Annotated in this window: 27 protein-coding genes; 21 read left to right on the top strand and 6 right to left on the bottom strand. The window is 70.0% G+C overall.

Annotated features, from left to right (window positions below):
• The first annotated feature begins 5 nt into the window (after positions 1–5).
• Both ftsA and ftsZ read left to right on the top strand, forming a co-directional pair.
• Positions 6–1235: a cell division protein FtsA gene (gene ftsA, locus ASD35_RS08255; RefSeq protein WP_056874371.1), complete on the top strand. Its 1230-nt coding sequence runs from the start codon at positions 6–8 to the stop codon at positions 1233–1235.
• 83 nt (positions 1236–1318) lie between these two features.
• Positions 1319–2554 carry a cell division protein FtsZ gene (ftsZ, locus tag ASD35_RS08250; protein WP_056874370.1) on the top strand — a complete coding sequence of 412 codons (1236 nt, stop codon included), beginning with the start codon at positions 1319–1321 and terminating at the stop codon, positions 2552–2554.
• A gap of 114 nt (positions 2555–2668) precedes the next feature.
• On the opposite strand, the gene ASD35_RS08245 is transcribed toward ftsZ, so the two are convergent.
• Both ASD35_RS08245 and ASD35_RS08240 read right to left on the bottom strand, forming a co-directional pair.
• The gene (locus ASD35_RS08245; RefSeq protein ID WP_056874369.1) at positions 2669–3862 is read right to left on the bottom strand and encodes a Bcr/CflA family efflux MFS transporter; all 1194 of its coding nucleotides are present in this window, start codon (positions 3860–3862) and stop codon (positions 2669–2671) included.
• Positions 3859–4683, bottom strand: coding sequence for an alpha/beta hydrolase (locus ASD35_RS08240; protein WP_162254434.1), 825 nt, complete (start codon positions 4681–4683; stop codon positions 3859–3861). The genes ASD35_RS08245 and ASD35_RS08240 overlap by 4 nt, the downstream gene beginning before the upstream one ends.
• Positions 4684–4829: 146 nt before the next feature.
• Here ASD35_RS08240 and ASD35_RS08235 point away from each other — a divergent pair, with 146 nt between their 5' ends.
• The 5 genes from ASD35_RS08235 (at position 4830) to ASD35_RS08215 (ending at position 9578) form a co-directional block, all read left to right on the top strand.
• Positions 4830–5393, top strand: coding sequence for a TetR/AcrR family transcriptional regulator (locus ASD35_RS08235; protein ID WP_056874367.1), 564 nt, complete (start codon positions 4830–4832; stop codon positions 5391–5393).
• Between the two features lie 92 nt (positions 5394–5485).
• Positions 5486–7447, top strand: coding sequence for an ATP-binding protein (locus ASD35_RS08230; protein ID WP_056874366.1), 1962 nt, complete (start codon positions 5486–5488; stop codon positions 7445–7447).
• Between the two features lie 19 nt (positions 7448–7466).
• The gene (gene lpxC / locus ASD35_RS08225; RefSeq protein ID WP_056874365.1) at positions 7467–8402 is read left to right on the top strand and encodes a UDP-3-O-acyl-N-acetylglucosamine deacetylase; all 936 of its coding nucleotides are present in this window, start codon (positions 7467–7469) and stop codon (positions 8400–8402) included.
• A gap of 10 nt (positions 8403–8412) precedes the next feature.
• On the top strand, positions 8413–8598 hold the full coding sequence (locus ASD35_RS08220; protein ID WP_056874364.1) for a hypothetical protein: 186 nt from the start codon (positions 8413–8415) through the stop codon (positions 8596–8598).
• 380 nt (positions 8599–8978) lie between these two features.
• The gene (locus tag ASD35_RS08215; RefSeq protein ID WP_056874648.1) at positions 8979–9578 is read left to right on the top strand and encodes a hypothetical protein; all 600 of its coding nucleotides are present in this window, start codon (positions 8979–8981) and stop codon (positions 9576–9578) included.
• 83 nt (positions 9579–9661) lie between these two features.
• Here ASD35_RS08215 and ASD35_RS08210 read toward each other — a convergent pair whose 3' ends face one another.
• Both ASD35_RS08210 and ASD35_RS08205 read right to left on the bottom strand, forming a co-directional pair.
• Positions 9662–11155 carry a carboxypeptidase M32 gene (locus ASD35_RS08210; RefSeq protein WP_056874363.1) on the bottom strand — a complete coding sequence of 498 codons (1494 nt, stop codon included), beginning with the start codon at positions 11153–11155 and terminating at the stop codon, positions 9662–9664.
• Positions 11152–11649 (bottom strand): YqaA family protein, encoded by a 498-nt coding sequence (locus tag ASD35_RS08205; protein ID WP_056874362.1) that lies wholly within the window; start codon positions 11647–11649, stop codon positions 11152–11154. Before ASD35_RS08205 ends, ASD35_RS08210 begins: the two co-directional genes overlap by 4 nt.
• 71 nt (positions 11650–11720) lie before the next feature.
• Here ASD35_RS08205 and dusB point away from each other — a divergent pair, with 71 nt between their 5' ends.
• From dusB to ruvC, 13 genes are all read left to right on the top strand, one after another.
• Entirely contained in the window at positions 11721–12770 is a 1050-nt protein-coding gene (dusB, locus tag ASD35_RS08200) for a tRNA dihydrouridine synthase DusB (protein WP_056874361.1), read from the top strand.
• A 5-nt stretch (positions 12771–12775) separates the two neighbouring features.
• Positions 12776–13027 (top strand): helix-turn-helix domain-containing protein, encoded by a 252-nt coding sequence (locus ASD35_RS08195; protein WP_056874360.1) that lies wholly within the window; start codon positions 12776–12778, stop codon positions 13025–13027.
• 4 nt (positions 13028–13031) lie between these two features.
• Positions 13032–14609, top strand: coding sequence for a bifunctional phosphoribosylaminoimidazolecarboxamide formyltransferase/IMP cyclohydrolase (gene purH / locus ASD35_RS08190; protein ID WP_056874647.1), 1578 nt, complete (start codon positions 13032–13034; stop codon positions 14607–14609).
• 115 nt (positions 14610–14724) lie between these two features.
• Positions 14725–16134, top strand: coding sequence for a coniferyl aldehyde dehydrogenase (locus ASD35_RS08185; protein WP_056874359.1), 1410 nt, complete (start codon positions 14725–14727; stop codon positions 16132–16134).
• Positions 16134–16643: a hypothetical protein gene (locus ASD35_RS08180; RefSeq protein ID WP_056874358.1), complete on the top strand. Its 510-nt coding sequence runs from the start codon at positions 16134–16136 to the stop codon at positions 16641–16643. Before ASD35_RS08185 ends, ASD35_RS08180 begins: the two co-directional genes overlap by 1 nt.
• The gene (locus tag ASD35_RS08175; RefSeq protein WP_056874357.1) at positions 16640–18250 is read left to right on the top strand and encodes a GMC family oxidoreductase; all 1611 of its coding nucleotides are present in this window, start codon (positions 16640–16642) and stop codon (positions 18248–18250) included. Before ASD35_RS08180 ends, ASD35_RS08175 begins: the two co-directional genes overlap by 4 nt.
• Before the next feature lie 17 nt (positions 18251–18267).
• The gene (locus tag ASD35_RS08170) at positions 18268–18807 is read left to right on the top strand and encodes a GNAT family N-acetyltransferase (protein WP_056874356.1); all 540 of its coding nucleotides are present in this window, start codon (positions 18268–18270) and stop codon (positions 18805–18807) included.
• Between the two features lie 4 nt (positions 18808–18811).
• The gene (locus ASD35_RS08165) at positions 18812–19201 is read left to right on the top strand and encodes a GFA family protein (RefSeq protein WP_056874355.1); all 390 of its coding nucleotides are present in this window, start codon (positions 18812–18814) and stop codon (positions 19199–19201) included.
• Positions 19202–19309: 108 nt separating this feature from the next.
• Entirely contained in the window at positions 19310–20203 is an 894-nt protein-coding gene (locus ASD35_RS28375) for a tetratricopeptide repeat protein (RefSeq protein ID WP_056874354.1), read from the top strand.
• Between the two features lie 42 nt (positions 20204–20245).
• Positions 20246–20896, top strand: a complete 651-nt coding sequence (locus ASD35_RS08155; RefSeq protein ID WP_056874353.1) for a 1-acyl-sn-glycerol-3-phosphate acyltransferase — start codon at positions 20246–20248, stop codon at positions 20894–20896.
• Positions 20896–21894: a phosphatidate cytidylyltransferase gene (locus ASD35_RS08150; RefSeq protein WP_056874352.1), complete on the top strand. Its 999-nt coding sequence runs from the start codon at positions 20896–20898 to the stop codon at positions 21892–21894. Before ASD35_RS08155 ends, ASD35_RS08150 begins: the two co-directional genes overlap by 1 nt.
• Positions 21891–22037 carry a hypothetical protein gene (locus ASD35_RS27050; protein ID WP_157275432.1) on the top strand — a complete coding sequence of 49 codons (147 nt, stop codon included), beginning with the start codon at positions 21891–21893 and terminating at the stop codon, positions 22035–22037. Before ASD35_RS08150 ends, ASD35_RS27050 begins: the two co-directional genes overlap by 4 nt.
• The gene (gene ruvC / locus ASD35_RS08145) at positions 22034–22582 is read left to right on the top strand and encodes a crossover junction endodeoxyribonuclease RuvC (RefSeq protein ID WP_056874351.1); all 549 of its coding nucleotides are present in this window, start codon (positions 22034–22036) and stop codon (positions 22580–22582) included. The genes ASD35_RS27050 and ruvC overlap by 4 nt, the downstream gene beginning before the upstream one ends.
• On the opposite strand, the gene ASD35_RS08140 is transcribed toward ruvC, so the two are convergent.
• A complete protein-coding gene (locus tag ASD35_RS08140) occupies positions 22560–24086 on the bottom strand; it encodes a PLP-dependent aminotransferase family protein (RefSeq protein ID WP_056874646.1) in 1527 nt (508 codons plus the stop codon). The two genes, ruvC and ASD35_RS08140, sit on opposite strands and share 23 nt — an antisense overlap.
• Positions 24087–24174: 88 nt before the next feature.
• On the opposite strand from ASD35_RS08140, the gene ASD35_RS08135 reads away from it, so the two are divergent.
• On the top strand, positions 24175–24816 hold the full coding sequence (locus ASD35_RS08135; protein WP_056874350.1) for an FMN-binding negative transcriptional regulator: 642 nt from the start codon (positions 24175–24177) through the stop codon (positions 24814–24816).
• Between the two features lie 48 nt (positions 24817–24864).
• On the opposite strand, the gene ASD35_RS08130 is transcribed toward ASD35_RS08135, so the two are convergent.
• Entirely contained in the window at positions 24865–25350 is a 486-nt protein-coding gene (locus ASD35_RS08130) for an FxDxF family PEP-CTERM protein (RefSeq protein WP_056874349.1), read from the bottom strand.
• Between the last annotated feature and the right edge of the window lie 7 nt (positions 25351–25357).

The raw sequence follows: 25357 nt of genomic DNA, 5'->3' as shown, positions 1-25357 counted from the left end.
CGGACATGCCCAAGGAATACAAGGATCTGGTCGTCGGTCTGGATATTGGAACCGCCAAGATCATGGCGGTCGTGGCCGAGGTTTTGCCCGGGGGTGAATTGCGCATCGCCGGCCTCGGCGTGGCGCCGTCGCATGGCTTGAAGCGCGGCGTGGTCGTCAATATCGATGCCACCGTGCAGTCCATCCAGCAGGCCTTGAAAGAGGCCGAAATGATGGCCGACTGCAAAATATCCCGGGTTTACACGGGTATCACCGGCAGCCATATCCGCGGCCAGAACTCCACCGGCATGGTGATCGTGCGCGACAAGGAGGTCACGCCGGTCGATGTGACCCGTGTCGTCGAAACCGCCAAGGCCATCAATATTCCCAACGACCAGCGCCTGCTGCTGGTCGAGCCGCAGGAATTCGTCATCGACGGCCATGAGGTGAAAGAGCCCATCGGCATGAGTGGCGGCCGGCTGGAAGTCAAGGTCCATATCGTGACCGGCGCGCAAAGTGCTGCTGAAAACATCGTCAAATGCGTGCGCCGCTGCGGTTTGGAGGTGGACCAGCTGGTTTTGAACCCCAGCGCCTCCAGCCATGCCGCGTTGACCGCCGACGAGCGCGATCTGGGGGTGGCCCTGGTGGATATCGGCGCCGGCACGACCGATGTGGCGATATTCACCGGCGGCTCCATCCGCCATACCGCTGTGATTCCGATCGCCGGTGACCTGATCACCAGCGATATCGCGATGGCGTTGCGCACGCCGACCAAGGATGCCGAGGAAATCAAGGTCGAGTACGGCGTCGCCAAGCAGCTGCTGGCCGACCCGTCCGACCAGGTGGAAGTGCCTGGGCTGGGTGACCGCAGCCCCCGCATGCTGTCCAAGCAGGCGCTGGCCGGCGTGATCGAACCGCGTGTCGAGGAAATATTTTCCCTCGTGCACCAGGTCATCCGCGAGAGCGGGTATGAGGAATTGTTGTCCTCCGGCATCGTGCTGACCGGCGGTTCGGCCGTCATGCCCGGCATGGTGGAACTGGCCGAGGATATTTTCCTGAAACCCGTCCGGCGCGGGTTGCCGACCTATTCGGGCGCTCTTTTCGACATGGTGGCCAATCCGCGTTCGGCCACCGTGATGGGCTTGCTGGAAGAAGCCCGGCTGTCGCGCAGCCGGGGTTTCAAGGCGGCGCAGCAGGCCGGCTCGGTGCAAACCCTGCTCGGCCGCGTCAAAGATTGGTTCATGGGGAATTTTTGACCCCCCTAAACCACGATTTTTTGTTTCAGCAACTAGTCATTCACTCAGTGCCAAGGCACAATTGCAGCAGTTAGGAGGTTCATATGCCCATCGAGATGATCGAAGAGTTTGACCAAGGCACCCAAATCAAGGTGATCGGGGTCGGTGGTGGCGGCGGCAACGCTGTCGACCACATGATCGCCCAGGGCGTTCAAGGCGTGGAATTCATCTGCGCCAATACCGATGCGCAAGCGCTGAACCGCTCCAAGGCGGATCAATTGCTGCAACTCGGCACCTCCGGTCTCGGCGCCGGCGCCAAACCCGAAATGGGCCGCTCCGCCGCCGAGGAAGCTGAATCCCGCATTCGCGAATCCATCGCCGGCGCCAATATGCTGTTCATCACCGCCGGCATGGGCGGCGGTACCGGCACGGGCGCCGCGCCGGTGATTGCCCGCGTCGCCAAGGAAATGGGCATCCTGACTGTCGGTGTCGTCACCAAACCCTTCGAATTCGAAGGCGGCCGCCGCGCCAAGGCGGCCGATGCCGGCCTGGCCGAACTGGAGGCGAATGTCGACTCGCTGATCGTCGTGCTGAACGACAAGCTGCTGGACGTGCTGGGCGACGACGTCACGCAGGATCAGGCCTTCGCGCATGCCAATGACGTGTTGAAGAACGCTGTTGGCGGCATTTCGGACATCATCCACATCCCCGGCCTGGTCAACGTCGACTTCGAAGACGTCAAGACCGTGATGAGCGAGCCGGGCAAGGCCATGATGGGCACGGCGCAGGCCGGCGGCCCCGACCGCGCCACCAAGGCGGCGGAAGCCGCGGTAGCCTGCCCGCTGCTGGAAGGCATCGACCTGTCCGGTGCGCGCGGTGTGCTGGTGCTGATCGCCGCGAGCCGCGCCAACTTCAAGCTGAGCGAGTCCCGCAACGCGATGAACGCCATCAAGCGCTACGCGTCGGAGGAGGCCCACATCATCTACGGCACGGCCTACGACGAGTCGTTGGGCGACCAGCTGCGGGTGACCGTCATCGCCACCGGCCTGACGGCCGGCCGCGCGCGCCAGCAGGCGCCGCTGCAGGTGGTACAGACCCAGCAGGTCGTGCGCAACGGCACCGACGGCATGCCCGTGCTGACGCAAGCCGTCGCGATGGCCGCGCCGGCGGCGCAGCAGGCCAACGTGGGCCTGGGCCTGGGCGACTTTGCCAATGCCAACGTGCCGAGCGTCTGGCGCCATGGCCGTTCGGGCAGCGCGGCCGCCAAGGTCGAGGCGCTGTCGTCCAACGGCATGGACGAGATCGAGATCCCGGCCTTCCTGCGCAAGCAGGCGGACTGAATCTCCGCTCTCCATGAAAGGGCGGGCCTTGTGGCTCGCCCTTTTGCCATTTGGGGCCCTGTTGCGCGTTCGTGTCACCGGCGCTGGATGACGCGCGCCGCTTCTCGGCCACTCCTATGACGGACGTGCCGTTGCGGCCGCGCGCTTGGCGCCCGAAAGCAGGGCCAGCAAACCGCCGCCTGCCAGCACCAGCGCCAGCGCTGCCATGCGGGCGCCGGGCAGCGTCGCGGCGGTCGTCGTCAGCAGCGCGGCGGCGGCCATCTGCAGGAAACCCAGCAGCGCCGAGGCCTGGCCGGCCTGTGATGCGAACGGCGTCAACGCCAGCGCCGTGCCGGTGGGCGACACCAGCCCCATGCCGAACAGGAAGAGGCAGGCCGTGACGACAAAGCCGGCAAGGCCTGCGGCGCCGCTGGCGAGCATCGCCACGCCGCCGAGCATGGCCAGCGCCGCGCCGAGGCGCAGCACGGCGGGTGCGCCCCAGTGCGCCGTCCAGCGCGGCGCCGTCCGGCCCGCAGCGAAGACGACGAACACCGATGTCGCGAAGAACAGGCCCACCTGCAACGCCGAGAAGCCGAAGTCGCGCGCCAGCACCAGCGGCGCGGTGCCGAAGAAGGCGAACAGCGCGCCCAGGATGGCCGCGGTGGCCAGCGCCGGACGCATGAAGCGCTGGTCGGACAGCAGCGCGACGTAGCCGCGTGCCAACGCCCCGGCGCTTTGGCGGCGGCGCCGCTCGGCCGGCAGCGTCTCGCCGACGATGCCCACATAAGCAGCCGCCAGCGCCAGGCCCGCCACCATCAGCACGGCGAACAATGCGCGCCAGCCCAGCGCCGCCTGCACGAGGCCGCCCAGCAGGGGCGAGAAGCCGGGCGCGGCGGCCATCACCACCATGATGCGGCCGAGCAATGCGGCGAGCTGCGCGCCTTCGAAGCGGTCGCGCGCGGCGGCACGCGCCAGTACCGAGGCCGCCGCCACGCCCATGGCCTGCAGCGCCCGGCCGGCCAGCAGCAGCGGCAGCGCGCCGGCCGCCGCGCACATCGCGCTGCCGATGACGAAGATGGCCAGGCCACCGAGCACGACGGGCCGGCGGCCGAGGCGGTCCGACAGCGGCCCGACGACGAGCTGGGCGAGCGCGAATACCGCGAGGAACAGGCCGAGCACGGCCGCGGCCAATGCGGCTTCGTCGACCTGCAACGCCGACGCGATGACGGGCAGCGAAGGCAGCAGGATGTTGGTGGACAGCGTGGCGAGTGCCGACAGCGCGGCCAGCGTCAGCAGCCAGGGGCGCGGCACGGCGCTCGCGTTGCTCATGCGGCGGCGTCCTCGGCGATGAACGCCACACTGCGCGAGACGACGTCGGCGTCAGCCACCAGGCGACGATGCCCGAGCCCCGGGGCCGGTTCGAGCCGCGCGCCGGGCCAGGCCTTGTGCAGCGCCTGCGACGCGGCGAAGGGCACGGTGCGGTCCTCGGGGTCGTGGACGATGAGGCCCGCATGCCGCAGGCCGTGCTGCAGCCGGTCGAGGTCAACATAGGCCAGCCGCGTGCCGATGAAACCCTCCACCCAGCCGGCGAACGCGGCGGCTTCCTCGGGACCCAGGCCGTGCGCTGCGGCCTGCCGCTTGACCATGGGCGTGAGCGACGATGGGCCGGCCAGATGCACGCTGCGTCGCACCTGCGTTCCGCGCGCGAAGGCCAGCAGCGCCGCCGCCGAGCCCATCGAATGGCCCACGATGGCATGCACTTCGCCGGTTGCGGCCAGCAGCGAGCGCAGAGCCCGCCCGGCATGCACGACGCTGCACGCATGGCCACCGGAGTCGCCATGGCCCGGCAGGTCGAACAGCGTCGCGGAGAAGCCGGCATCGACCAGTGCGCCCGCGAACCCCAGCAGCTGCGAGCCGCGGCCGTTCCAGCCGTGCACGAGGACGACGCGCGGGCCGCGGCCCAGCGTCCAGCGTGCGAGCTTGATGCCCTCGTGGCGCAGCGGCGGCTCGGCCGCGTGGGCCAGTGCGGCCTTGTCGTCGGCGCTCATGGCAATGCGTTCGGGCGTCGAGAAGGCGTGGCGTGCGGCCGCCAGGCGGCCGTCGACATGGGCCGCAAGCGATGGGGCAAGGGCGGCAAGGGCAGGGGGCATGGCGATCTCCGCGGCGGCTGCGCCGACCCGCGTGGGCCGGCTCGGCAATGGGTGGGTCATCTACAGGTTTCATGTCGGTTGACATGATTGATATAAATGTCGATCAACATATAAACTGTGTCAACACCGTCCTCCAGGAGACCGCGATGAAGGTCAGCCGCGCCCAGGCCGAAGAGAACCGCGAACGCATCCTCGACAACGCCGCCCAGCTGTTTCGCGAGCGGGGCTTCGACGGCATCGGCCTGAACGACCTGATGCAGGCCGCGGGCCTGACGCGCGGCGGCTTCTACGGCCACTTCACGTCCAAGGACGACCTCGCGGCCCAGGCCACTCGGCGTGCGCTCGAGGCCAACCGCGAGCAGTGGAAGAAGCAGACCGACCGCGGCCTCGCAGCCTGGGTCAAGGCCTATCTGTCAGACGCCCACCGCGACCGCATCGGTGCCGGCTGCGGGCTCGTGGCGCTGGCGGGCGACGCGGCGCGCGGCGGGCCGGCGGTGCGCGAGGTGTTCGCCGACGGCGTCGAAAGCCTGGTCGCGACGCTGCAGGCGCAGATGCCCGCGGGCGACGCCGCCGGGCGGCGCGAGGAGGCGCTGGCCATGCTGTCGACGCTGGTCGGTGCGTTGCTGCTGTCGCGCGCGGTGGGCGACACCGGCCTGTCGCGCGAGCTGCGCGATGCGGCGCGCAAGAGCGTGCCGGCCGGCGGCGGCTGAACGGTCGCTGCCGCCGCCCGGGCGGTTGGCCCGGCGCCGCACCCCTGTGGCATGCTCGCGCCCCATGTCAATGCCTAGAAGGTTTCATAGGGATGCTTGAGCTGGGCGTCCTGCTGCGTGCCTGGGTGCTGACGCTGGCCCTGGGTGCCTGCCTGCCGGTGTTGGCGCAGCGCCTGCCGCAGCCCAGCGCCAGGCCGGCCGGCGACGGCTCCGCGGCCGCAGAGCTGGCCACCAGCGCATGGACGCGCACGCAGCTCGATGCCTGGTGGGCGGCGCTGCGCCACCACAGCGTCGCGGGCGGCGATCGCCTCAACGTGCCGGTCGAGCTGCTGCCCCCCGACGACGCCGCAGCGTGGCGGCCGGTGACCCTGCCCGACGTGCGCCCGCGGCCCGGCGTCGCGATGGTCAACGACGTTCGGGGCTACGAGATGCGCTGGTATCGCCTGCAGATCCCGCCGGGCAGTGATGAGGCGCTGGGCCTTTACCTGCCTCGCCTCGTGACGCTGTCGGCGGCGGTGCTGATGCGCACCGACGAAGGCTGGCAGACGCTGCTGGACAACCAGCATGCCGAGCGCGAGCAGTGGGTGCAGCCCCTCTGGCTGCCCCTGCCGGGCGCGGGAGCCAAGGGGCTGGAGCTGGTCGTTGCGCTGCCGGTGCCGGCCGGGAGCTATCACGCGGTGTCGCGCATCTGGGTGGGGCCGCGCGACCAGCTGGAGAAGCGCTGGCTGTGGCGAGTGCGCGCGCAGACCGGCCTGCCGCAAGCCGTCAGCCTGACGCTGGCCGTGCTGGGCCTGTTCGCATTGACGCTGTGGCTGCGCCGGCCCGAAGCCATCTACGGCCTGTTCGCGCTGGGCGCCGCAGCCTGGCTGGTGCGCAACCTGCACTACTACGTCAGCCTGCCGGTCTCGCAGTGGGGGCAGGACTGGTTCTGGTGGGCCACGCATGCTTCCATGGGCTGGGTCATGCTGACGGCTGTGCTGTTCGCGCTGCGCTTCGCGAGCCGGCGCGCCAAGTGGCTGGAGCAGACGCTGATGGCCAGCGTCCTGATCGTCAGCGTGCTGAGCATGCCGCTGTGGCTGCGCCAGCTCGACATGGTGGTGCTGCAGTACGCCGTGACGGCCGCCGTCGCGGCGGTCGGCACCGCCTGGGTGGCGTGGCTGGCCTGGCGCGAGCGCCGGCCCGAGCTGCGTCTCATGGCCGCGGCGCTGGTGATCGGCGTGCTGATCGGCGCCCACGACCTGGCCGTGCTGGCCGGCTGGGCCTGGCCCGAGCATTTCTTCCTGATGCCGTTCGCAACGCTGGCCGTCATGCTGAGCTTCCTGCACGCCGTGCAGCGCCGCTACGTCGGCACGGTGGAGCAGGTGCAGGCGGAGAACAGCCAGCTGCAGGAGGACCTGGACGAGCAGGTCTCGGTGCTGCAGGCGCAGAACGCGCAATTGCGCGAGGTCGAACGCCAGCAGGCGCTGCTGCTGGAGCGCCAGCGCATCATGGCCGACATGCACGACGGCCTGGGCTCGTCGCTGCTGTCGGCGCTGGTTGCGATGGAGCAGGGCAGCATGTCGCACGAACAATGCGTCGAGGTGCTGCGCGAATGCGTGGATGACCTGCGCCTGGTCATCGACTCGCTGGAGCCGGTCGGCCACGACCTTGTCTCGCTGCTGGCCACCATGCGCTACCGGCTCGGCAAGCGCCTGCAGATCGGCGGGCTCAAGCTCGAATGGGACGTGCAGGACCTGCCGCCCCTGGCCTGGCTGGAGCCGCCCGACGCGCTGCACGTGCTGCGGCTGATGCAGGAGGCGCTGAACAACGTGCTCAAGCACGCCAGCGCCAGCCGCGTGCGCATGGTCACGCGCCACCACGGCAGCTATGTCGAGATCCGCGTCGAGGACGACGGCGCCGGCTTCGACCTGCAGACCATCCAGCACGGCCGCGGCCTGAAGAGCCAGATCAAGCGTGCCCAGCGGCTGGGCGGCAAGCTGCGCATCGACTCGACGCCGGGCATGGGGACCCGGCTATCGCTGCGATTGCCCGTAGACAGAGGGAATCCGGCCTGATCCTGGGACAATCCCAGGCATGGTCAAGCAACGCACCCTGAAGTCGATCACGCGCGCCGTCGGCGTGGGCATCCACAGCGGCCAGAAGGTCGAGCTGACGCTGCGCCCGGCGCCCGCCGACACCGGCATCGTCTTCCGCCGCGTCGACCTGTGCCCGCCGGTGGACATCCCGGTCGGCGTCATGTCGGTCAGCGACACCCGCATGGCCACCACCATCAGCCCGGGCGGCGACCCGGGCGGCCCCAAGGTGCAGACCATCGAGCACCTGCTGTCGGCCTGCGCCGGGCTGGGCCTGGACAACCTCATCATCGACATCAACGCCGACGAGGTGCCCGTGCTGGACGGCTCGGCCGCCAGCTTCGTCTTCCTGCTGCAGTCGGCCGGCATCGTCATGCAGGACGCCCCCAAGCGTTTCCTGCGCGTGAAGAAGCCCGTCGAGGTGCGCCAGGGCGAGGGCAAGAAGCTGATGTGGGCCAAGCTGGAGCCGCACCACGGCTACACGCTGAGCTTCGAGATCGAGTTCGACAACCCGGCCGTGGCGGCCACCGGCAGCCAGTTCGTGTTCGACATGGGATCGGGCACCTACAAGAAGGAGATCGCCCGCGCGCGCACCTTCGGCATGACGGCCGACATCGACCTGATGCGCTCGCGCGGCCTGACGCTCGGCGGCTCCATGGACAACGCCATCGTGGTGGACGACTACAAGGTGCTGAACGCCGACGGGCTTCGCTACGACGACGAGTTCGTCAAGCACAAGATCCTCGACGCCATCGGCGACATGCAGGTGGCCGGCATGCCGCTGCTGGCGGCCTACACCTCCTTCAAGGGCGGGCATGCGCTGAACAACAAGCTGCTGCGCGCGCTGCTGGCCGACCCGGCGGCCTACGAGGTCGTCACCTTCGACGACGAGCGCGCGGCGCCCAAGGGCTTCGCCGAGCTGGCGCCGGCCTGGTGAGGGCGTCGGCATGATGATCGCCCGCCTCCTGGTCGGCCTGCTGCTGTTCTCGGCCGTCGTCTGCTTCGCCTTCGCCATCGCGACCGGCCAGGCGCGCTGGCGGCGCATGGGGCTGGTCATCATGAAATGGACGCTGATCGCCGCGCTGGCCTTCTTTGCCGTGCTGATCCTGGAGAGATTGGCGCTGTTGCTGTGAATCCGTTCACGGCGGGAGGGCTCTCCCCTTGGCTTGCGGGGATGCGATTGCGGCGCGAGGTGCTCAGAATTGCGTCACGGTCGCAGCAACGAGTTGCGGCGGCCCAGCCCGGAGAGAACAAGACACCGGGTGCCACGCGCGGAGATGGCCGGGGGGCCGGGGAAGCGCCGTTGGTTGCAAGAGAGATCGTTCGAACCGAACTTGGGCCGCTTCCGCAGAAGCGGCCCTATTTTTTTGGGGCGCGCACGGGTGCTGTCGGCAAGCTGTCCGGTGTTACGTCCTTTCACGGAGCGGCCGGGGCGAGCGTCAGCCCGGGCATGGCGCGGGCGTTGAAATGCGCAGGCCAGCTGTCGCTGACCGCTGAAAGAAAGGACCTCGACATGAAGACCGCCCTGATCGCCTCCGCCGCCCTCGCCCTGCTGACACCCTTCGCGATGGCCCAGACGCCCGCGCCCGTCACCGCGCAGACCACCGTGCAGCGCGATGTCAACCAGCAACAGCGCATCGAGAACGGCTTGCACGACGGCACGCTGACGACGCGCGAAGCCGGTGCCCTCGAGCGCGAGCAAGCCCGCGTCGACAAGCTGCAGACCCAAAGCATGAAGGACGGCCACCTCAGTGCCGCCGAGCGCCGCCAGCTGCGCGCCGCGCAGAACAAGGCCAGCCGCGACATCGCGGCGGCCGAGTACAACGGCGTCGATGGCAACCCGCAGTCGGCCTCCAGCCGGCGCATGCAGGCCGACGTGCAGCGCAACGTCAACCAGGAAAAGCGCATCGAGTCCGGCCTGGCCGACGGCTCGCTGACGAAGCGCGACGCCGCCCGCATGGAGCGCGGCCAGGCCCGGGTGGACCGTACCGAGGCGCACGCCGCTGCGGATGGCCATGTCGGCGCTGCCGAGCAGCGGCACGTGCAGCGCGCCGAGAACCGCCAGAGCGCGCGCATCCACCGCGCCAAGACCAACGCCGCGACAGCCGGCTGATCCGGCGGCCAACGCCTGAACCGCCCCGAGGGGCTTCGCTCCTCGGCGTCTGCAATCGCGGGCAAAGCGCCGGGCGAGGGGCCTCAGGCGCCCAGATACCGGCCGCGCAGGTGCGCCTCGAAGTGCGCCGGGTTCAGCGCCTCGCCGCTGGCGCGCTGCACGAGTTCCGGCGTCTCGTAGCGGCTGGCCGCCTGCCAGACATGGCTGGACAGCCAGTCGAACACGCCGCCCAACTCGCCCCGGGCGATGCGGGCGTCCAGGTCGGCCTGCTGCACCCGCATCGTCGCAAACCATTGCGCCGCGTACATCGCCCCCAGCGTGTAGCAGGGGAAGTAGCCGAACAACCCGGCCGGCCAGTGCACATCCTGCATCGGGCCGTCCTTGAAATTGCCGCGCGTGTCCAGCCCGAGCAGCTCGGCCATCTTGGCGTCCCACAGGGCCGGGATGTCGTCGACCTCGGCCTGGCCTTCGATCAACGCGCGCTCGATGTCGAAGCGCAGCAGGATGTGGGCGGGGTAGGTGACCTCGTCGGCGTCGACGCGGATGTAGCCCGGCTGCACGCGGGTCAGCAGCCGGTGCAGGTTGCCGGGCTCGAAGGCGGGTTGGTCGCCGAAGTGCTTGATGAGCAGCGGCGACAGCAGGCCGGCAAACGCCGGGTGGCTGCCGAGCTGCATTTCGAACGAGAGGCTCTGGCTTTCATGGATGCCCATGGAGCGGGCGCGGGCGATGGGCTGGCCCAGCAGTTCGCGCGGCAGGCCCTGCTCGTAGCGGCCGTGGCCGGTCTCGTGGATGGTGCCCATGAGGCTGGGCAGGAAGTTGTCCTCACGGTAGCGCGTGGTCATGCGCACGTCCTCGGGCACGCCGCCGCAGAAGGGGTGGGTGCTCTCGTCCAGGCGGCCGGCGGCGAAGTCGAAGCCCATCAGCTTCATCGCGTCCAGGCCCAGCGCCTTCTGCGCCGCGGCGGGGAAGGGGCCGACCGGTTCGATGACGGCCTCGGTGGACTGCTTGGCGATGACGTCGCGGATCAGCCCCGGCAGCCACTGGCGCAGCGGGGCGAAGGCGCGTTCGACGTCGGCGCTGCGCATGCCCGGCTCGTACATGTCCAGCAGTGCGTCGTACTTGGACAGGCCGGCGCTCTGCGACAGGAACTCCGCCTCCTGCCGCGCGATCTTCAGCACCTCGCGCAGGTTGGGCGCGAAGCCGGCCCAGTCGTTGGCCGGGCGTTGCGTGCGCCAGGCGTGCTCGCAGCGGTTGTTGGCCAGGCTCTTGGCCTCCACCAGCGCCTGCGGCAGGGCGTTGGCGGCCCGCCAGGCGCGGCGGATCTCGCGCAGGTTGGCGCGCTGCGTTTCGTCCAGCGGCTCGGCGGCGGCCGTGTCGAGCAGGCCGGCCAGCGCCGGGTCGGTGGCCAGTTGGTGCAGCAGGCCGTCCATCTCGGCCAGCGCCAGGCTGCGCGCCTCGTTGCCCTTGGCGGGCATGTTGGCGGCCTGGTCCCACTGGGCGATGGCCTGCAGGTGCGAAAGGCGATGCAGGCGCTGCTGGCGCGCCGCGAGGTCTTGGTAGGCGGGGGTGGTGATCATTGCAACCAGGTCTCCGGGATGAGCCACAGCAAGGCGGCGGTGTAGAGGACGAAACGTATGAACTTGCCCAGCGCCATCCAGCCCACGCAGGGCCAGAACGGCAGCTTCAGCCAGCCCGCCACGGCGCACAGGGGGTCGCCGACGACGGGCAGCCAGCTCATCACGCAGGCCTTGGGACCGAAGTGCTGCAGCCAGCGCATGGCGCGCGAATGTGAGGGCTCATGGTGCTTCACGGCCTCGACGGCGCGCTCGATGCCATAGCCCATCCACCACGAGACCGCGCCGCCCAGCGTGTTGCCGACGGTGGCCACCGCGATGACGGGCCAGAACATGCCGGGGTCGGCCTTGACGACGAGGAAGACCGCAGGTTCCGAGCCCAGTGGCAGCAGCGTCGCCGACACGAAGGCGATGACGAAGACGGCCACCAGGCCGACCTGCGGCAGTGCCAACGCCGCGAGCAGGTCGGTGATGAATTGGGCAAGCCAGGCTTCCATGGCGGCATTGTGGGCCGGGCCGCGAGAAGGCCCTGGCTACAATCTCGCCTCATTTTTGAGCAGACCCCTCCGTGCACCTCGGCCCCCACCTCCTCCCCAACCGGCTCTTCGTGGCGCCGATGGCAGGGGTGACGGACAGGCCCTTCCGCCAGCTGTGCCGGCGCCTGGGCGCGGGCTATGCGGTCAGCGAGATGGTCACGTCGCGCAAGGAGCTGTGGGGCAGCCTGAAGACCTCGCGCCGCGCCGACCATACCGGCGAGCCGGGGCCCATCGCGGTGCAGATCGCCGGCACCGACGCGGCCATGATGGCCGAGGCCGCGGCCTACAACATCGACCGCGGCGCGCAGATCATCGACATCAACATGGGCTGCCCGGCCAAGAAGGTCTGCAACAAGTGGGCGGGTTCGGCGCTGATGCGCAACGAGGCGCTGGCGCTGGAGATCGTCGAGGCCGTCGTCGCGGTGTGCGCCCCCCGCGGCGTGCCGGTCACGCTGAAGATGCGCACCGGCTGGAGCGCCGACGAACGCAACGCGCTGCGCCTGGCGCGCCTGTTCGAGGCCGCCGGCATTGCCATGCTGACCATCCATGGCCGCACCCGCGAACAGGGCTACAAGGGCCTGGCCGAGTACGACACGATCGCAGCCGTGAAGACAGCGCTGACCATCCCGGTCGTCGCCAACGGCGACATCGACTCGCCCGAGAAAGCGCGCGACGTGCTGGCCTACACCGGCGCCGACGCGCTGATGATCGGCCGCGCCGCGCAAGGGCGGCCGTGGATCTTCCGCGAGGTGACGCACTTCCTGGCGACGGGGGAACACCTGCCCGCGCCCACGGTGGTGGAGGCGCGCGACGTGTTGACCGAGCACCTGCACGACCACTATGGCCTGTACGGCGAGGCGAGCGGCGTGCGCAGCGCGCGCAAGCACATCGGCTGGGCCGTGCGCGGCCTGCCGGGCGGTGAAGCCTTCCGCCAGCACATGAACACCCTGGAGCGCTGCGAAGAGCAGTTGCAGGCGCTCCGCGACTGGTTCGACGATCTCGGCCAGACCCATCACCGCCTGCCACCCCTGGCGGTTCCTGCAGCCAACGACGACGAGGCCGAGGCGGCGTGTGCCGCCTGAGCTTTATGAGCGCCCAAAAGAACACCCCGCCCAACCCCATCGACGCCTGCGTGCGCGACAACCTCGAAGCCTTCTTCCGTGACCTCGACGGCCAGGAGCCGCACTCGATGCACGAGATGCTGATCAAGCTCGTCGAGAAGCCCCTGTTCGAGATCGTCCTGCGCGAAGCCGGCGGCAACCAGAGCAAGGCGGCGCAATGGCTGGGCATCAACCGCAACACGTTGCGCCGCAAGTTAAACGATCACAACCTTGGCTGACGACATGGCACTGACTGCACTCCTCTCGGTATCCGACAAGACCGGCATCCTCGAATTCGCCAAGGCGCTGCACGCCCTCGGCACCAAGCTGCTGTCCACCGGCGGCACCGCCAAACTGCTGGCCGACGCCGGCCTGCCCGTCACGGAGGTGGCCGAGCACACCGGCTTCCCCGAGATGATGGACGGCCGCGTGAAGACGCTGCACCCCAAGATCCACGGCGGCCTGCTGGCGCGTTCCGACCTGCCCGAGCACGTGGCCGCGATGGCCCAGCACGGCATCACGCGCATCGACATCCTGGCCGTCAACCTCTACCCGTTCGAGGCGACGGTGGCCAAGCCAGGCTGCACGCTGGAAGACGCCATCGAGAACATCGACATCGGCGGCCCGGCCATGGTGCGCAGCGCGGCCAAGAACTGGCGCGACGTGACGGTGCTGACCGACGCGGCCCAGTACGCCGGCGTGCTCGACGAGCTGAAGGCCAGCGGCAAGACCAGCGACAAGACGCGCTTCGCCTGCAGCGTCGCCGCCTTCAACCGCATCGCGCAATACGACGCGGCCATCAGCAACTACCTGTCGGCGCTGCAGGAAGACGGCAGCAAGGCCGAGTACCCGGCGCAGATGAATTCGACCTTCGTGAAGGTGCAGGACCTGCGCTACGGCGAGAACTCGCACCAGACCGCCGCGCTCTACCGCGACCTGTTCCCCGCACCCGGCTCGCTGGTCACCGGCAAGCAGCTGCAAGGCAAGGAGCTGAGCTACAACAACATCGCCGACGCCGATGCCGCGTGGGAATGTGTGAAGAGCTTCGACACGCCCGCCTGCGTCATCGTCAAGCACGCCAACCCCTGCGGCGTGGCCGTCGGCGGCAACCCGGCCGAGGCGTACAGCAAGGCCTTCAAGACCGACCCCACCAGCGCCTTCGGCGGCATCATCGCCTTCAACCGCGAGGTGGACGGCGCCGCGGCGCAACTGGTCGCCAAGCAGTTCGTCGAGGTGCTGATGGCACCCAGCTTCAGCGCCGAGGCGCTGGAAGCCTTCAAGGGCAAGGTCAACGTGCGCCTGCTGCAGATCGCGCTGCCGCCCGGCGGTGCCACGCCCTGGCTGCAGGGCCGCAACGCCGGCGACAGCAAGCGCGTCGGCTCCGGCCTGCTGCTGCAGACCTCTGACAACCACTTCCTGAAGAAGGAAGACCTCAAGATCGTCACGACGCTGCAGCCCACGGCCCAGCAGCTCGACGACCTGATGTTCGCGTGGACCGTCGCGCAGTACGTGAAAAGCAATGCCATCGTGTTCTGCGGTGGCGGAATGACGCTGGGCGTCGGCGCGGGCCAGATGAGCCGCCTGGACTCGGCCCGCATCGCCTCCATCAAGGCCCAGCACGCCGGCCTGAGCCTCGCCGGCTCGGCGGTGGCCAGCGACGCCTTCTTCCCCTTCCGCGACGGCCTGGACGTGCTGGCCGATGCCGGTGCCACCTGCGTCATCCAGCCGGGCGGCTCGATGCGTGACGACGAGGTGATTGCGGCGGCCAACGAGCGCGGCATCGCCATGGTGTTGACGGGCGTGCGTCACTTCCGGCACTGAGCAGGTGTCGCCTGCGCGACTAGATGCAGTCCTCTAGTCCAGGGCCGGCCCCGTTGGGCGGCCCGTCAGTTGCGGTTAGCCTCCCCGGATTCGATCGAGAGCCGGAGACAAGCCCATGGACACCGCGCTGCAGGAACGCCTGCATCTGGCACTGCTGAGCCAGCGCCGCGCCTTCGAGGCCGAGCGCATGCCGGCCTACGGGGTCCGGCGCGATCGCCTTGAGCGAGTGCTGAAGATGACGCGCCAGCATGGCGAGGCGCTGGCCGCCGCGATGGCGCGGGACTTCGGCCACCGCGCGCGGCAGGAATCGCTGCTGGCTGACATCTTCACCGTCGAGTCCGGTGCGCGTCATGCCTTGAAGCACCTGCGCCGTTGGATGAAGCCGCGCGGCGTGTCGACGCCACTGCATTTCCTGCCCGGCCGCAACGTGCTCATGCGCCAGCCGCTGGGTGTTGTGGGCATCGTCTCGCCCTGGAACTACCCGTACTACCTGGCGATGGAGCCCGCCGTCGCCGCGCTGGCCGCCGGCAACCGCGTGCTCATCAAGCCGTCGGAGCTGACGCCGGCCACGTCCGAGCTGATGGCCCGCCTCGTCACCGAGCATTTCAAGCCCGAGGAGATGCAGGTCATCACCGGTGACGCCGAGGTCGGCAAGGCGTTCACGCAGCTGCCTTTCGACCATCTCTTCTTCACCGGCTCCACCGCCGTCGGCCGCCACGTCGCGCAGGCCGCGGCCAAGAACCTGACGCCGGTGACGCTGGAGCTGGGCGGCAAGTCGCCCGCCCTCGTCGACCGCAGCTGCGACCTCGACCTGACCGCCTCACGCCTGGCCTTCGGCAAGCTCTTCAATGCCGGCCAGACCTGCGTCGCACCCGACTACCTGCTGGTGCCGCGCGAGATGGTCGAGCCGCTGAGCCAGAAGATCCTCGCCCAGATGCGCCGCATGTATCCGCGCATCGCCGGCAATGCCGACTACACCAGCATCGCCACGCCGCGCCACCACGCGCGGCTGCAAGGCCTCATCGACGACGCGGCCCAGCGCGGCGCGCGCGTGCTGCGCACGCATGACGAGCAGCCCGGCGACCGCCGCCTCGTGCCGGCGCTGCTGCTGGACGTGCCGCCCGACGCGACCGTCATGCGGGAAGAAATCTTCGGCCCGCTGCTGCCCATCGTCGGCTACGACCAGGTCGGCGAAGCCCTCGCCCACATCAACCGCGGCGACCGCCCGCTGGCGCTGTACTGGTTCGGCCAGGACGCCAGCGCGCGCGACCACGTGATGCGCGAGACCCATGCCGGCGGCGTGACGATCAACGACTGCCTCTGGCACCTCGGCCAGGAGGACCAGCCTTTCGGCGGCGTCGGCGCCAGCGGCATGGGCTCCTACCACGGCGAGTGGGGCTTTCGCACCTTCAGCAAGGAGAAGCCGCTGTTCATCCAGTCGCGCTTCGCCGGCACCAAGCTGTTCCAGCCGCCGTACGGCGCGACCTTCGAGCGCCTGCTGGCCCTCCTGAAGAAGATCATCTGATGCAACGCCGTCGACTCCTGAAGTTAGGCCTGGGCGCCGCCGTCGCCATCGGCATCGCCGGTGTGGGCGTCGCGCTGATCAAGCCGGGCCTGGTGGACAACAAGCTCAGCCCCGGCTCGCGCGAGCTGATGCGCGCCGCCGCGCAGGCCGTGCTGTCCGACCTGCTGCCGCCCGCGGGCGCGGCGCGCGAGGCCGCGCTGGACGCGCAGCTCGGCCGTCTCGATGCCTTCATCGCCGGCATGCCTGCGGCCACGCGCAAGGAGTTGTCCGACGCGCTGGGCCTGCTCGGCACGGCGGCCGGCCGCTTCGCGCTCGTGGGGCTGTCCAAGCCCTGGGCCGAAGCCGGCACGCAGGACGTGCAGCAGGCGCTGGAAGCCATGCGGCTGTCCTCGTCCAACACCAGGCAGCAGGTCTATCACGCGCTGCGCGACCTGAACGCCATCGCCTTCTTCACCGAGCCTGGCAACTGGCAGACGGCCGGCTACCCCGGCCAGCGCGAGATCCCATGAGTTCCATCCCCGATCCCATCCTCGAAGGCCTGCAGCGCGGCTGGAAGGTGCACGGCGGCGCGCACGCGACGCTGCCCGCCACGCTGGACTGCGACGTCGCCATCATCGGCAGCGGCGCCGGTGCCGGCATCACGGCCGAGATGCTGGCCCGCGCCGGGCTGAAGATCGTCATCGTCGAGGAAGGCCCGCTGCGCTCCAGCAGCCAGTTCAAGCAGCGCGAGCTCGACGCCTACCGCGAGCTCTACCAGGAGTCCGCCGGCCGCAAGACCGTCGACCAGGCGATGAACATCCTGCAGGGCCGCTGCGTCGGCGGCTCGACGACGGTCAACTGGACCGGCTCCTTCCGCACCCCGCCCGACGCGCTGGCCTATTGGGGCGACAAGTTCGGCCTGACCGACTTCAACGAGGCGGCGATGGCGCCGTGGTTCGAGCAGGTCGAGAAGCGCCTGAACATCGGCGACTGGCTGACCGAGCCCAACGAGAACAATGGCGTGCTGCGGCGCGGCGCCGAGAAGCTGGGCATCCCGACCAAGGTCGTGCGCCGCAACGTCAAGGGCTGCTGGAACCTCGGCTCCTGCGGCATGGGCTGCCCGACGAATGCCAAGCAGTCCATGCTGGTCAGCACGCTGCCGGCGGCGCTGGACCTCGGTGCCACGCTGCTGGTGCAGACGCGCGCGGCGAAGTTCGAGCTGCAGGGCGACAAGGTCACGGCGCTCGTCGCCGAGCCGGTGGCGCTCGATGGCACTGCCAACGGGGCGCCGCTGCGCATCACGGCCAGGCACTACGTCGTCGCTGGCGGCGCCATCAACTCGCCGGCCCTGCTGCTGCGCTCCAACGCGCCCGACCCGCACGGCCTGCTCGGCAAGCGCACCTTCCTGCACCCCACGGCCGGCGGCGTGGCGCTGTTCGACCACGACGTGGCCGGCTGGGCCGGCGCGCCACTGTCGGTGTTCTGCGACCACTTCCTGCACACCGGCCCCATCGACGGCCCGGTGGGCTACAAGCTGGAGGTCGCGCCGGTGCACCCGGCCTTCGCGCTGACCAATGGCGGCGGCATCGGCGCCGAACTGGCCCAGCGCGCCCGCGACATGCCGCGCACCCAGCTGATGATCGCGCTGCTGCGCGACGGCTTCCATGCCGAGGCGGCCGGCGGTGCGGTCAAGCTGCGCGGCGACGGCACGCCGGTGCTGGACTACACGCTGAGCGACTACCTGCTGGAAGGCGTGCGGCGCAGCTACCTGACGATGGCCGAGATCCAGTTCGCCGCCGGTGCCAAGACCGTGCGCCCGGTGCACGAGCAGGCGGCCGGCTACGCCAACCTCGCCGAGGCCAAGCAGGGCATCGCGGGCCTGGCGATGAAGCCCTTCCTCGCCACGGTCGGCAGCGCCCACGTCATGGGCGGCTGCACGATGGCCGCCGACGCCAACCGCGGTGTCGTTCGGCCGGACGGCCAGCATTGGCAATTGGCCAACCTGTCGGTGCACGACGGCTCCCTCTTCCCGACCAGCCTGGGCGCGAATCCGCAGCTGACGGTCTACGGCCTGGCGACGCGGCTGACGAGTGGCTTGATCCAGCGCCTGGGCGCCGACGCGGTGACGCTGGCCTGACGGCGAGAATCGGCGGCATGCCGCTGACGATCCGCCAAGCCACGCCCGAGGACGCCGCCCTGCTGGCGTCCTTCGCCACCCAGGCCTTCACCGACACCTACCGCGGCCTGGACGACCCGCAGGAGATCGCCGACTACGTCGCCGAGCACTTCACGCCCGAAATCGTCGCCGGCGTCGTCGAGGACCCGGCCTGTTCGACGCTGCTGGCCTGGGTGGGCGAGCAGTTGGCCGGTTATGCCGTCGTCCGCGCCGAGCCGGCGCCCGGCTGCGTGGCCGGGCCGGCGCCGCTGCAGCTGTGGCGGCTCTATCTCGGCGAGGGCTTCATCGGCCAGGGCCTGGGCGCACGGCTGATGGCGGCCGTGCATGCCGAGGCTCGCAGGCGCGGTGCGCAGACGCTGTGGCTCGGCGTCTACGATCGCAACCTGCGGGCCGTCGCGTTCTACAAGCGCTTCGGCTTCGCCCAGGTCGGCGGCAAGGAGTTCCTGTTCGGCGGCCGAATCTACTTCGACCCGATCTACGCGGCCCCCGTCACGGCCGCCCAGTCCCTGGAGGCCTGACGCCATGATCGAAGGTTCCTGCCTGTGCGGCAGCGTGCGCTGGCGCTTCGATGGCCAGCCCGACGGCGCCACTGCGTGCAACTGCACCGCCTGCCGGCGCTACGGCACGCTCTGGGCCTACGACCATGTGGACGAAGGCATCCACGTGACCGGCGCCACGCAGGCCTATGTGCGCGGCAAGGCGCTGGAGTTCCACTTCTGCCCCGCCTGCGGCTGCGTGACGCACTGGCGCGGGCTGCGGCTGGAGGCGGATGGCCGCCGCCGCATCGCCGTCAACCTGCGCCTGGCGGAGCCCGAGGCGGTCGCGGCGATTCCCATCGACCACTTCGACGGCCTCGACACCTTCGACGACCTGCCGCGCGACGGGCGCTGCGTCGCGGACTACTGGTTCTAGTCCTACAGGTAAAGCCTTGAAAGCCGACGGCCCGGCGTCAGATCCGGATCGCAAACTTGTGCCGTTCCGCGCGTCTGTCGCGCGGGCGTTGGTTGGAGGAGTGTTGCCATGAAGTACCCCCGATTCCTGCTGGCCTGCCTGGGCCTGCTGGCGGTGTTGTGGACAGGCGCCGTGCAGGCGCTGCCTACCGTCGACCAGGTGCAGGCCGCCGCGCAGCGCGGCGACTATGCGGGCGCCGAGAAGATGATGCGCGAGGTCGTCACGGCCAAGCCCGACAGTGCCCGCGCCCACTACGTGCTGGCCGAGATCCTGGCGCACGAGCGCCAGTTCAACGAGGCGGCCGAGCACACGCGTCGCGCGCGCTCGCTGGACCCGGCCATCAAGTTCGCCGACCCCGCCAAGTTCAAGGCCTTCGAGCAGCTGCTGCAGCGCGAGCAGATCGCGGCTGCCAAGCCGGCCGCGCCGACGCCGCTGGAGGCCACCGCGCCACCGCCACAGCAACGCGTTGCGCCGGCCACGGCGGCCGAATCGTCGAGCGGCGGCGGCGTGCCGGTCTGGATGCTGGTCGTCGGCGCGATCGCCTTCATCGCGCTGGCCGCGAGCTGGATGCGCCGCCGCGCGGCTGCGCCGGCCGCACAGCCGGCGATGGCCGGCGGCTACGGCATGGGCGGCGGCTATGCCCCTGGCATGCCCCAGCAAGGCCCGATGGCGGGCGGCGGCTCGGGCCTGATGGGCGTGGGCCTCGCCGCGGCCGGCGGTGTGGCGGCCGGCATGCTGGCCGAGCGGCTGCTCAATGGCGGCCATGACGAGCGCGGCACGGCGCACCAGGCCGATGCCGGTGCGGGCACCGCGGGAGGCCTCATTCCCGGCAGCTTCAGCGGCGGCGATAGCGCCGCAACCGAGCTGACCCAGCGCGACATCGACTTCGGCAGCGGCGACGGCTGGGGTGGTGGCGGCGACGCCGGCGGTGACTTCAGCGGCGGCGGTGGCGACGACTGGTAAGCCCGGCTATCCGAGGTGAGGGCGGCACTGATAATCCGCCCCATGACGCCAGCCGCTCTCACCGGCCAGTTGCTCGCCTCCATCGCCCGGCTCATCACGGGTGCGCAGGGCCACTGGAAGGGCTGCCCGCCACAAGCCGAGCAGCGCATCTACATCGCCAACCACCAGAGTCACTTCGATCTCGTCCTGATCTGGGCCGCCTTCCCGCATGAGCTGCGCGCGCAGACCCGCGCCATCGCCGCGCGCGACTACTGGACCAAGAGCGCCTTCAGGCGCTGGCTGACGACCGAGGTCTTCAACGCCATTTACGTCAGCCGCACCCGCGCCAACCCCGACGAAGACCCGCTGGAGCCGCTCGTCGAGGCGCTCGCGAACGGCGACTCGCTGGTCATCTTTCCGGAAGGCACCCGCTCCAACAAGGGCAACCCGCAGCCCTTCAAGAGCGGCATCTACCACCTCGCCGAGCAGTTCCCGCACGTGCCGCTGATCCCGACCTGGATCGACAACGTGCAGCGCGTCATGCCCAAGGGCGAGGTCGTGCCGGTGCCCATCCTGTGCACGGTCACGTTCGGCGCGCCCATCCAGCTGTTGCCAGGCGAGAGCAAGGCCGACTTCCTGTGCCGCGCCCGCGAGGCGGTCATGGAGCAGCGGCCCGATCCGACCCAGGTCGGGCGCCTGGCGGAGGCCGACTGATGCGCTGGCTGAAAGCCTTGAGCGCCAGCGAGCAGGTGGCGCTGCTCTTCGTCGTGCTGTTCGGCTTCCTGATGCTGCTGACGATCGGCCTGTTCCTGAACTCGCTGCGCGAGCGCGAGGACGACGACGCGCGCCGCGCATCCGAGCTGGCCTGGGAGCGCGTGCGCCGCGACCTGCGCGCGGCCTGGATCGGCGGCTGCATGTTCTGGGTCGCGTGGATCTCCGGGCCGCTGGGCGCGACGCTGCTGTTCGCGCTGTTCTCCTTCCTGGCGCTGCGCGAGTTCATCACTCTCGTGCACACGCAGCGCAGCGACCACCGCACGCTGATCGTCGCCTTCTTCGTGCTGCTGCCGGTGCAGTACATGATCTGCGGCACGCGCTTCTTCGACCTGTTCACCGTCTTCCTGCCGGTCTACGGCTTCCTGGCGCTGCCCATCGTCAGCGCCTTCGCCGATGACCCGCGCCAGTACCTGGAGCGCAACGCCAAGATCCAGTGGGGCGTGATGGTCTGCGTCTACGGCCTGTCGCACGCGCCGGCGCTGCTGCTGCTGGACTTCCCCGGCTACACCGGCCGCGGCGCCTTCCTGCTGTTCTTCCTCGTCATGGTGGTGGCGTCCTCGCAGATCGCGCAGGAGATCGCCACGCGCACGCTGCGCCGGCGGCCGGTGGCGCGGCGCATCAGCCGCAGCTTCTCGATGCGCGCCTGGTGGATAGGCACGCTGACCGGTTCATTGGCCGGCGGGCTGCTGTTCTGGATCACGCCGTTCAAGGCCGGCCAGGCGCTGGGCATGGCCTTCCTGACCGCCGCCGCGGCAGGTTTCGGCGGCCTCGTCATGAAGGCGCTGAAGAAGGACGCCGGCGTGCGCTACTGGGGCAACCGCAGCTCCATCACCGGCGCGGTCGGCCTGCTGGACCGCATCGCCGTGTTGTGCTTTGCGGCGCCCGTGTTCTTCCATTCGGCGCGCTGGTATTTCCAGCTGCCGCTGGGGTATCGATGAGGATCCTCGGCATCGACCCGGGCCTGCAGACCACCGGCTTTAGCTTCGGCCCGTCGCTGTCGCGACTTCACGAGCGCTTTGCGCTCATGAGCCTGCACAGAAGCCTTGCCACGGTCACCTTGATGGGCATTTGGCAGCGATGAGGATTCTCGGTATCGATCCCGGCTTGCAGACCACCGGCTTTGGCGTCATCGAAGCGGACGGCCCGCGGCTGGCCTATGTCGCCAGCGGCACCATCAAGACCAGCGCCGTCGACACCGGCGACCTGCCGGCGCGCTTGAAGATCCTGTTCGACGGCATCCGCGAGGTGACGGCGCGCTACCAGCCGCAGTGCGCCGCGGTCGAGATCGTCTTCGTCAACGTCAACCCGCAGTCCACGCTGCTGCTGGGCCAGGCGCGCGGCGCGGCGATCACGGCGCTGGTGTCGGCCGACCTGCTCGTCAGCGAGTACACGGCGCTGCAGATGAAGAAGGCCATCGTGGGCCACGGCCACGCGAAGAAGGAGCAGATCCAGGCCATGGTGCAGCGCCTGCTCAACCTGCCGGGCCTGCCCGGCAAGGACGCGGCGGACGCGCTGGGCATTGCCATCATGCATGCGCATGCGCGCGTCAGCTTCGAAGCGATGAGCCGCAGCACGACGCTGCAGCGCCGCCAGCACGCGCAGTTCAAGGGCGGCCGGACGTACTGACCGGCCGGGCCGGCCGCGCTGCCCTGGACAGGGCTTTCAGGCTCAGCGCCAGTGCGTGGATGCCTTGCTCGATCTGCTCAAGCGTCAGGCTGGCGTAGCCCAGCACCAGGCCAGCCGGCCGGTCGGCACCGTGCGGCGCGGCATACAGCGGCGAGACCGGGTAGACACCTACGCCGCGGCCGCGTGCGGCCGTGGCCAGCGCGGCTTCGTCCCGCGGCCGCAGCGACGGCAGCCAGAGCACGACGTGCAGCCCCGCGGCGGCGCCGTCGATGCGGCAGTCCGCGGGCAGGTGGCGCGCGGCGGCATCCAGCAGCGCCGCGCGCCGGCGCTCGTGCTCGCGCCGCATGCGGCGCACGTGGCGCTCGTAGGCGCCGCTGGCGATCAGCGCCGCCAGCACCCGCTGGTCCCACACCGGCGCGTGGCGGTCGGTCATCCGCTTGACGCGCTGGAACACGGGCACCAGCTCGGCAGGCAGCACCAGGTAGCCCAGCCGCAGCTGCGGCGACAGCGCCTTGGAGAAGGTGCCGATGTAGATGACGCGGCCGTCCGCGTCCATCGACTGCAGCGCGTCGATCGGGCGCTGGCCGTAGCGGAACTCGCCGTCGTAGTCGTCCTCGATGACCCAGGCGCCGTGCCGCTGGGCCCATTGCAGCAGCTGCTGGCGCCGCCCGACCGGCAGCACGCCGCCGAGTGGGAACTGGTGCGAGGGCGTGACGTAGGCCAGGCGAACGCGGTCGCCCTCGGGCAGCCTGGCGGTGTCGATGCCGTGGGCATCGACCGGCGTGGCCAGCAGGCTCGCGCCGGTCGCCTCGAAGCAAGCGCGCGCCATCAGGTAGCCCGGCTCCTCGAACACGAACGCATCGCCCGCATCCAGCAGCAGCCGCGCACACAGGTCGATCGCCTGCTGCGAGCCGTGGACGATGACGATCTGCCCGGCGTCGCAGGCCATGCCCCGCGCGCGCCGCAGGTAGCCCTGCAGCGACTGCCTCAGCGTGGCGTCGCCCTCGGGCTCGATGTAGCCGAGCGCGTCGCGCTGCTGCAGCAGCTGGGCCTGGTACTCGCGCCGCCAGGCCAGCGCGGGGAAGTCGCGCGAGGCCAGCGCGCCGTAGCGGAAGTCGATGCGGACGCGCTCCGCCGGCAGGGCCGGCAGTTCGGCCCCCAGCAGCCGGTGCGCGAACGCCGACAAGGCCGGTGCGTTCGCGCGCCGGCTGCCCGCCCGCGGTGCCATGGGCCGCGCCGGCCTCGCCGGCAAAGCCACCGTGGCGGCGCGGCCGGCGGACGTGGCGATGAAGCCTTCCGCCGCGAGCTGCTCGTAGGCGGCCGTCACCGTGGTGCGCGACACGCCCAGCTCGGCGGCCAGCGCCCGCGTGGACGGCAGCCGGGCGCCCGCGGCCAGCGTGCCGTCGGCCATCTGGGCGCGCAGCAGGTCGTAGATGCGGCGCCCGGTGCCATCGCGGCTGCGGCGGGTACGGCTCGTCTGGCGGGCGGGCGCGGAGGCGCGCAACTGGACCACTTGAATTCCTCCGAACTGGCACTTCTCATTGTGCCGGCCTGCAGGCATCGTCGGTGCCTGCCGCAACGAACTCGCACCGATGTACATCCCCCCGCAATTCGCCGAGACCCGGCCCGAGGCCTTGCACCGCATCATCCGCGCCCACCCGCTGGGCATGCTGGTCACGCACGGCCCCGCGGGGCTGGACGCCGACCACATCCCGTTCGAGCTCGACGTGGCGCACGGCCCGCACGGGCGGCTGCTGGCCCACGTGGCGCGCGCCAACGACCTGTGGCGGCGCTGCCCCACCGGCACCGCGGTGATGGTCGCCTTCCGCGGCGCCCAGGCCTATGTCTCGCCCAACTGGTACCCGAGCAAGCACGAGGCGCACCGCCAGGTGCCGACCTGGAACTACGAGGTCGTGCACGCGCATGGCGTGATGACCGTGCGCGACGACGCGCGCTTCGTCCGCGGCCTGCTGGCGGCGTTGACGCGCCGGCATGAAGCGGCCGAGCCCCGGCCGTGGAAGATGGGCGACTCCGCGCCCGATTTCATCGATGGCCTGCTGGGCCACATCGTCGGCATCGAGATCGTCATCACGTCGCTGGTGGGCAAGGTCAAGCTCAGCCAGAACAAGGACGCGCGCGACCGCGAGGGCGCTGCGGACCAGTTGCACGCCCGCGGCTCGGTGGAGATGGCTGCGCGGATGAGACAGGTGGGCCAGGATTCGTCGCCTCCCTGAAAAAGCAAACGGCCCGCCGAAGCGGGCCGTCAGGCGCAGCAGGCAGGCTCAGGCCTTGCGACGCCGGGCCATCCAGCCGACCAGGCCGAGGCCGCCGAGCATGAGGGCGTAGCTCTCCGGCTCGGGGACGGCAGAGATGCTGTAGCCGCCGCTGCTCTCGATGCCACCGGTGGGCGTGTAGTGCAGGAAGGCGTCGGTCACGTCCATGCTGCCGGAGGTCATCGTCAGCGTGAAGTCGGCGTTGGAGAGATGGCTGTAGCTCAGGCCCAGGAATACGCCGTTGTCGAAGTCCGCCGTCGCGCCCGCGTTCAGCGGGAAGTTCGTCAGCAGGAAATTCAGCGAGAAGGCCGTCAGCGCGATCTGTTCGAAACCCGAACCGGTGACCGGGTCGGTGTAGCTGAAGCTGCCCGAGAACGGCACGCTGTCGGCCGCCAGCGGGCCGGCATCGATGACGCCGTTGAAGTTGAACGTGGCGGCTTGGGCCGACGCGGCCATGAGCGCGGCGGCAGCGATCAGCAGGGGGCGGAATTGCATGATGTTG

It is taken from the genome of Pelomonas sp. Root1444, from assembly GCF_001426885.1.
Taxonomy (GTDB): domain Bacteria; phylum Pseudomonadota; class Gammaproteobacteria; order Burkholderiales; family Burkholderiaceae_C; genus Pelomonas.
Note: the sequence above shows the minus strand (reverse complement) of the source record. Positions and strands in the feature narration are given on the sequence as shown.

Excerpts from the sequence above, each read along its gene's own strand:
- ftsA (WP_056874371.1), top strand. The coding sequence starts at position 6 with ATGCCCAAGGAATACAAGGATCTGGTCGTCGGTCTGGATATTGGAACC.
- ftsZ (WP_056874370.1), top strand. The coding sequence starts at position 1,319 with ATGCCCATCGAGATGATCGAAGAGTTTGACCAAGGCACCCAAATCAAG.
- ASD35_RS08245 (WP_056874369.1), bottom strand. The coding sequence starts at position 3,862 with ATGAGCAACGCGAGCGCCGTGCCGCGCCCCTGGCTGCTGACGCTGGCC.
- ASD35_RS08240 (WP_162254434.1), bottom strand. The coding sequence starts at position 4,683 with ATGCCCCCTGCCCTTGCCGCCCTTGCCCCATCGCTTGCGGCCCATGTC.
- ASD35_RS08235 (WP_056874367.1), top strand. The coding sequence starts at position 4,830 with ATGAAGGTCAGCCGCGCCCAGGCCGAAGAGAACCGCGAACGCATCCTC.
- ASD35_RS08230 (WP_056874366.1), top strand. The coding sequence starts at position 5,486 with ATGCTTGAGCTGGGCGTCCTGCTGCGTGCCTGGGTGCTGACGCTGGCC.
- lpxC (WP_056874365.1), top strand. The coding sequence starts at position 7,467 with ATGGTCAAGCAACGCACCCTGAAGTCGATCACGCGCGCCGTCGGCGTG.
- ASD35_RS08220 (WP_056874364.1), top strand. The coding sequence starts at position 8,413 with ATGATGATCGCCCGCCTCCTGGTCGGCCTGCTGCTGTTCTCGGCCGTC.
- ASD35_RS08215 (WP_056874648.1), top strand. The coding sequence starts at position 8,979 with ATGAAGACCGCCCTGATCGCCTCCGCCGCCCTCGCCCTGCTGACACCC.
- ASD35_RS08210 (WP_056874363.1), bottom strand. The coding sequence starts at position 11,155 with ATGATCACCACCCCCGCCTACCAAGACCTCGCGGCGCGCCAGCAGCGC.
- ASD35_RS08205 (WP_056874362.1), bottom strand. The coding sequence starts at position 11,649 with ATGGAAGCCTGGCTTGCCCAATTCATCACCGACCTGCTCGCGGCGTTG.
- ASD35_RS08195 (WP_056874360.1), top strand. The coding sequence starts at position 12,776 with ATGAGCGCCCAAAAGAACACCCCGCCCAACCCCATCGACGCCTGCGTG.
- purH (WP_056874647.1), top strand. The coding sequence starts at position 13,032 with ATGGCACTGACTGCACTCCTCTCGGTATCCGACAAGACCGGCATCCTC.
- ASD35_RS08185 (WP_056874359.1), top strand. The coding sequence starts at position 14,725 with ATGGACACCGCGCTGCAGGAACGCCTGCATCTGGCACTGCTGAGCCAG.
- ASD35_RS08180 (WP_056874358.1), top strand. The coding sequence starts at position 16,134 with ATGCAACGCCGTCGACTCCTGAAGTTAGGCCTGGGCGCCGCCGTCGCC.
- ASD35_RS08175 (WP_056874357.1), top strand. The coding sequence starts at position 16,640 with ATGAGTTCCATCCCCGATCCCATCCTCGAAGGCCTGCAGCGCGGCTGG.
- ASD35_RS08170 (WP_056874356.1), top strand. The coding sequence starts at position 18,268 with ATGCCGCTGACGATCCGCCAAGCCACGCCCGAGGACGCCGCCCTGCTG.
- ASD35_RS08165 (WP_056874355.1), top strand. The coding sequence starts at position 18,812 with ATGATCGAAGGTTCCTGCCTGTGCGGCAGCGTGCGCTGGCGCTTCGAT.
- ASD35_RS28375 (WP_056874354.1), top strand. The coding sequence starts at position 19,310 with ATGAAGTACCCCCGATTCCTGCTGGCCTGCCTGGGCCTGCTGGCGGTG.
- ASD35_RS08155 (WP_056874353.1), top strand. The coding sequence starts at position 20,246 with ATGACGCCAGCCGCTCTCACCGGCCAGTTGCTCGCCTCCATCGCCCGG.
- ASD35_RS08150 (WP_056874352.1), top strand. The coding sequence starts at position 20,896 with ATGCGCTGGCTGAAAGCCTTGAGCGCCAGCGAGCAGGTGGCGCTGCTC.
- ASD35_RS27050 (WP_157275432.1), top strand. The coding sequence starts at position 21,891 with ATGAGGATCCTCGGCATCGACCCGGGCCTGCAGACCACCGGCTTTAGC.
- ruvC (WP_056874351.1), top strand. The coding sequence starts at position 22,034 with ATGAGGATTCTCGGTATCGATCCCGGCTTGCAGACCACCGGCTTTGGC.
- ASD35_RS08135 (WP_056874350.1), top strand. The coding sequence starts at position 24,175 with ATGTACATCCCCCCGCAATTCGCCGAGACCCGGCCCGAGGCCTTGCAC.
- ASD35_RS08130 (WP_056874349.1), bottom strand. The coding sequence starts at position 25,350 with ATGCAATTCCGCCCCCTGCTGATCGCTGCCGCCGCGCTCATGGCCGCG.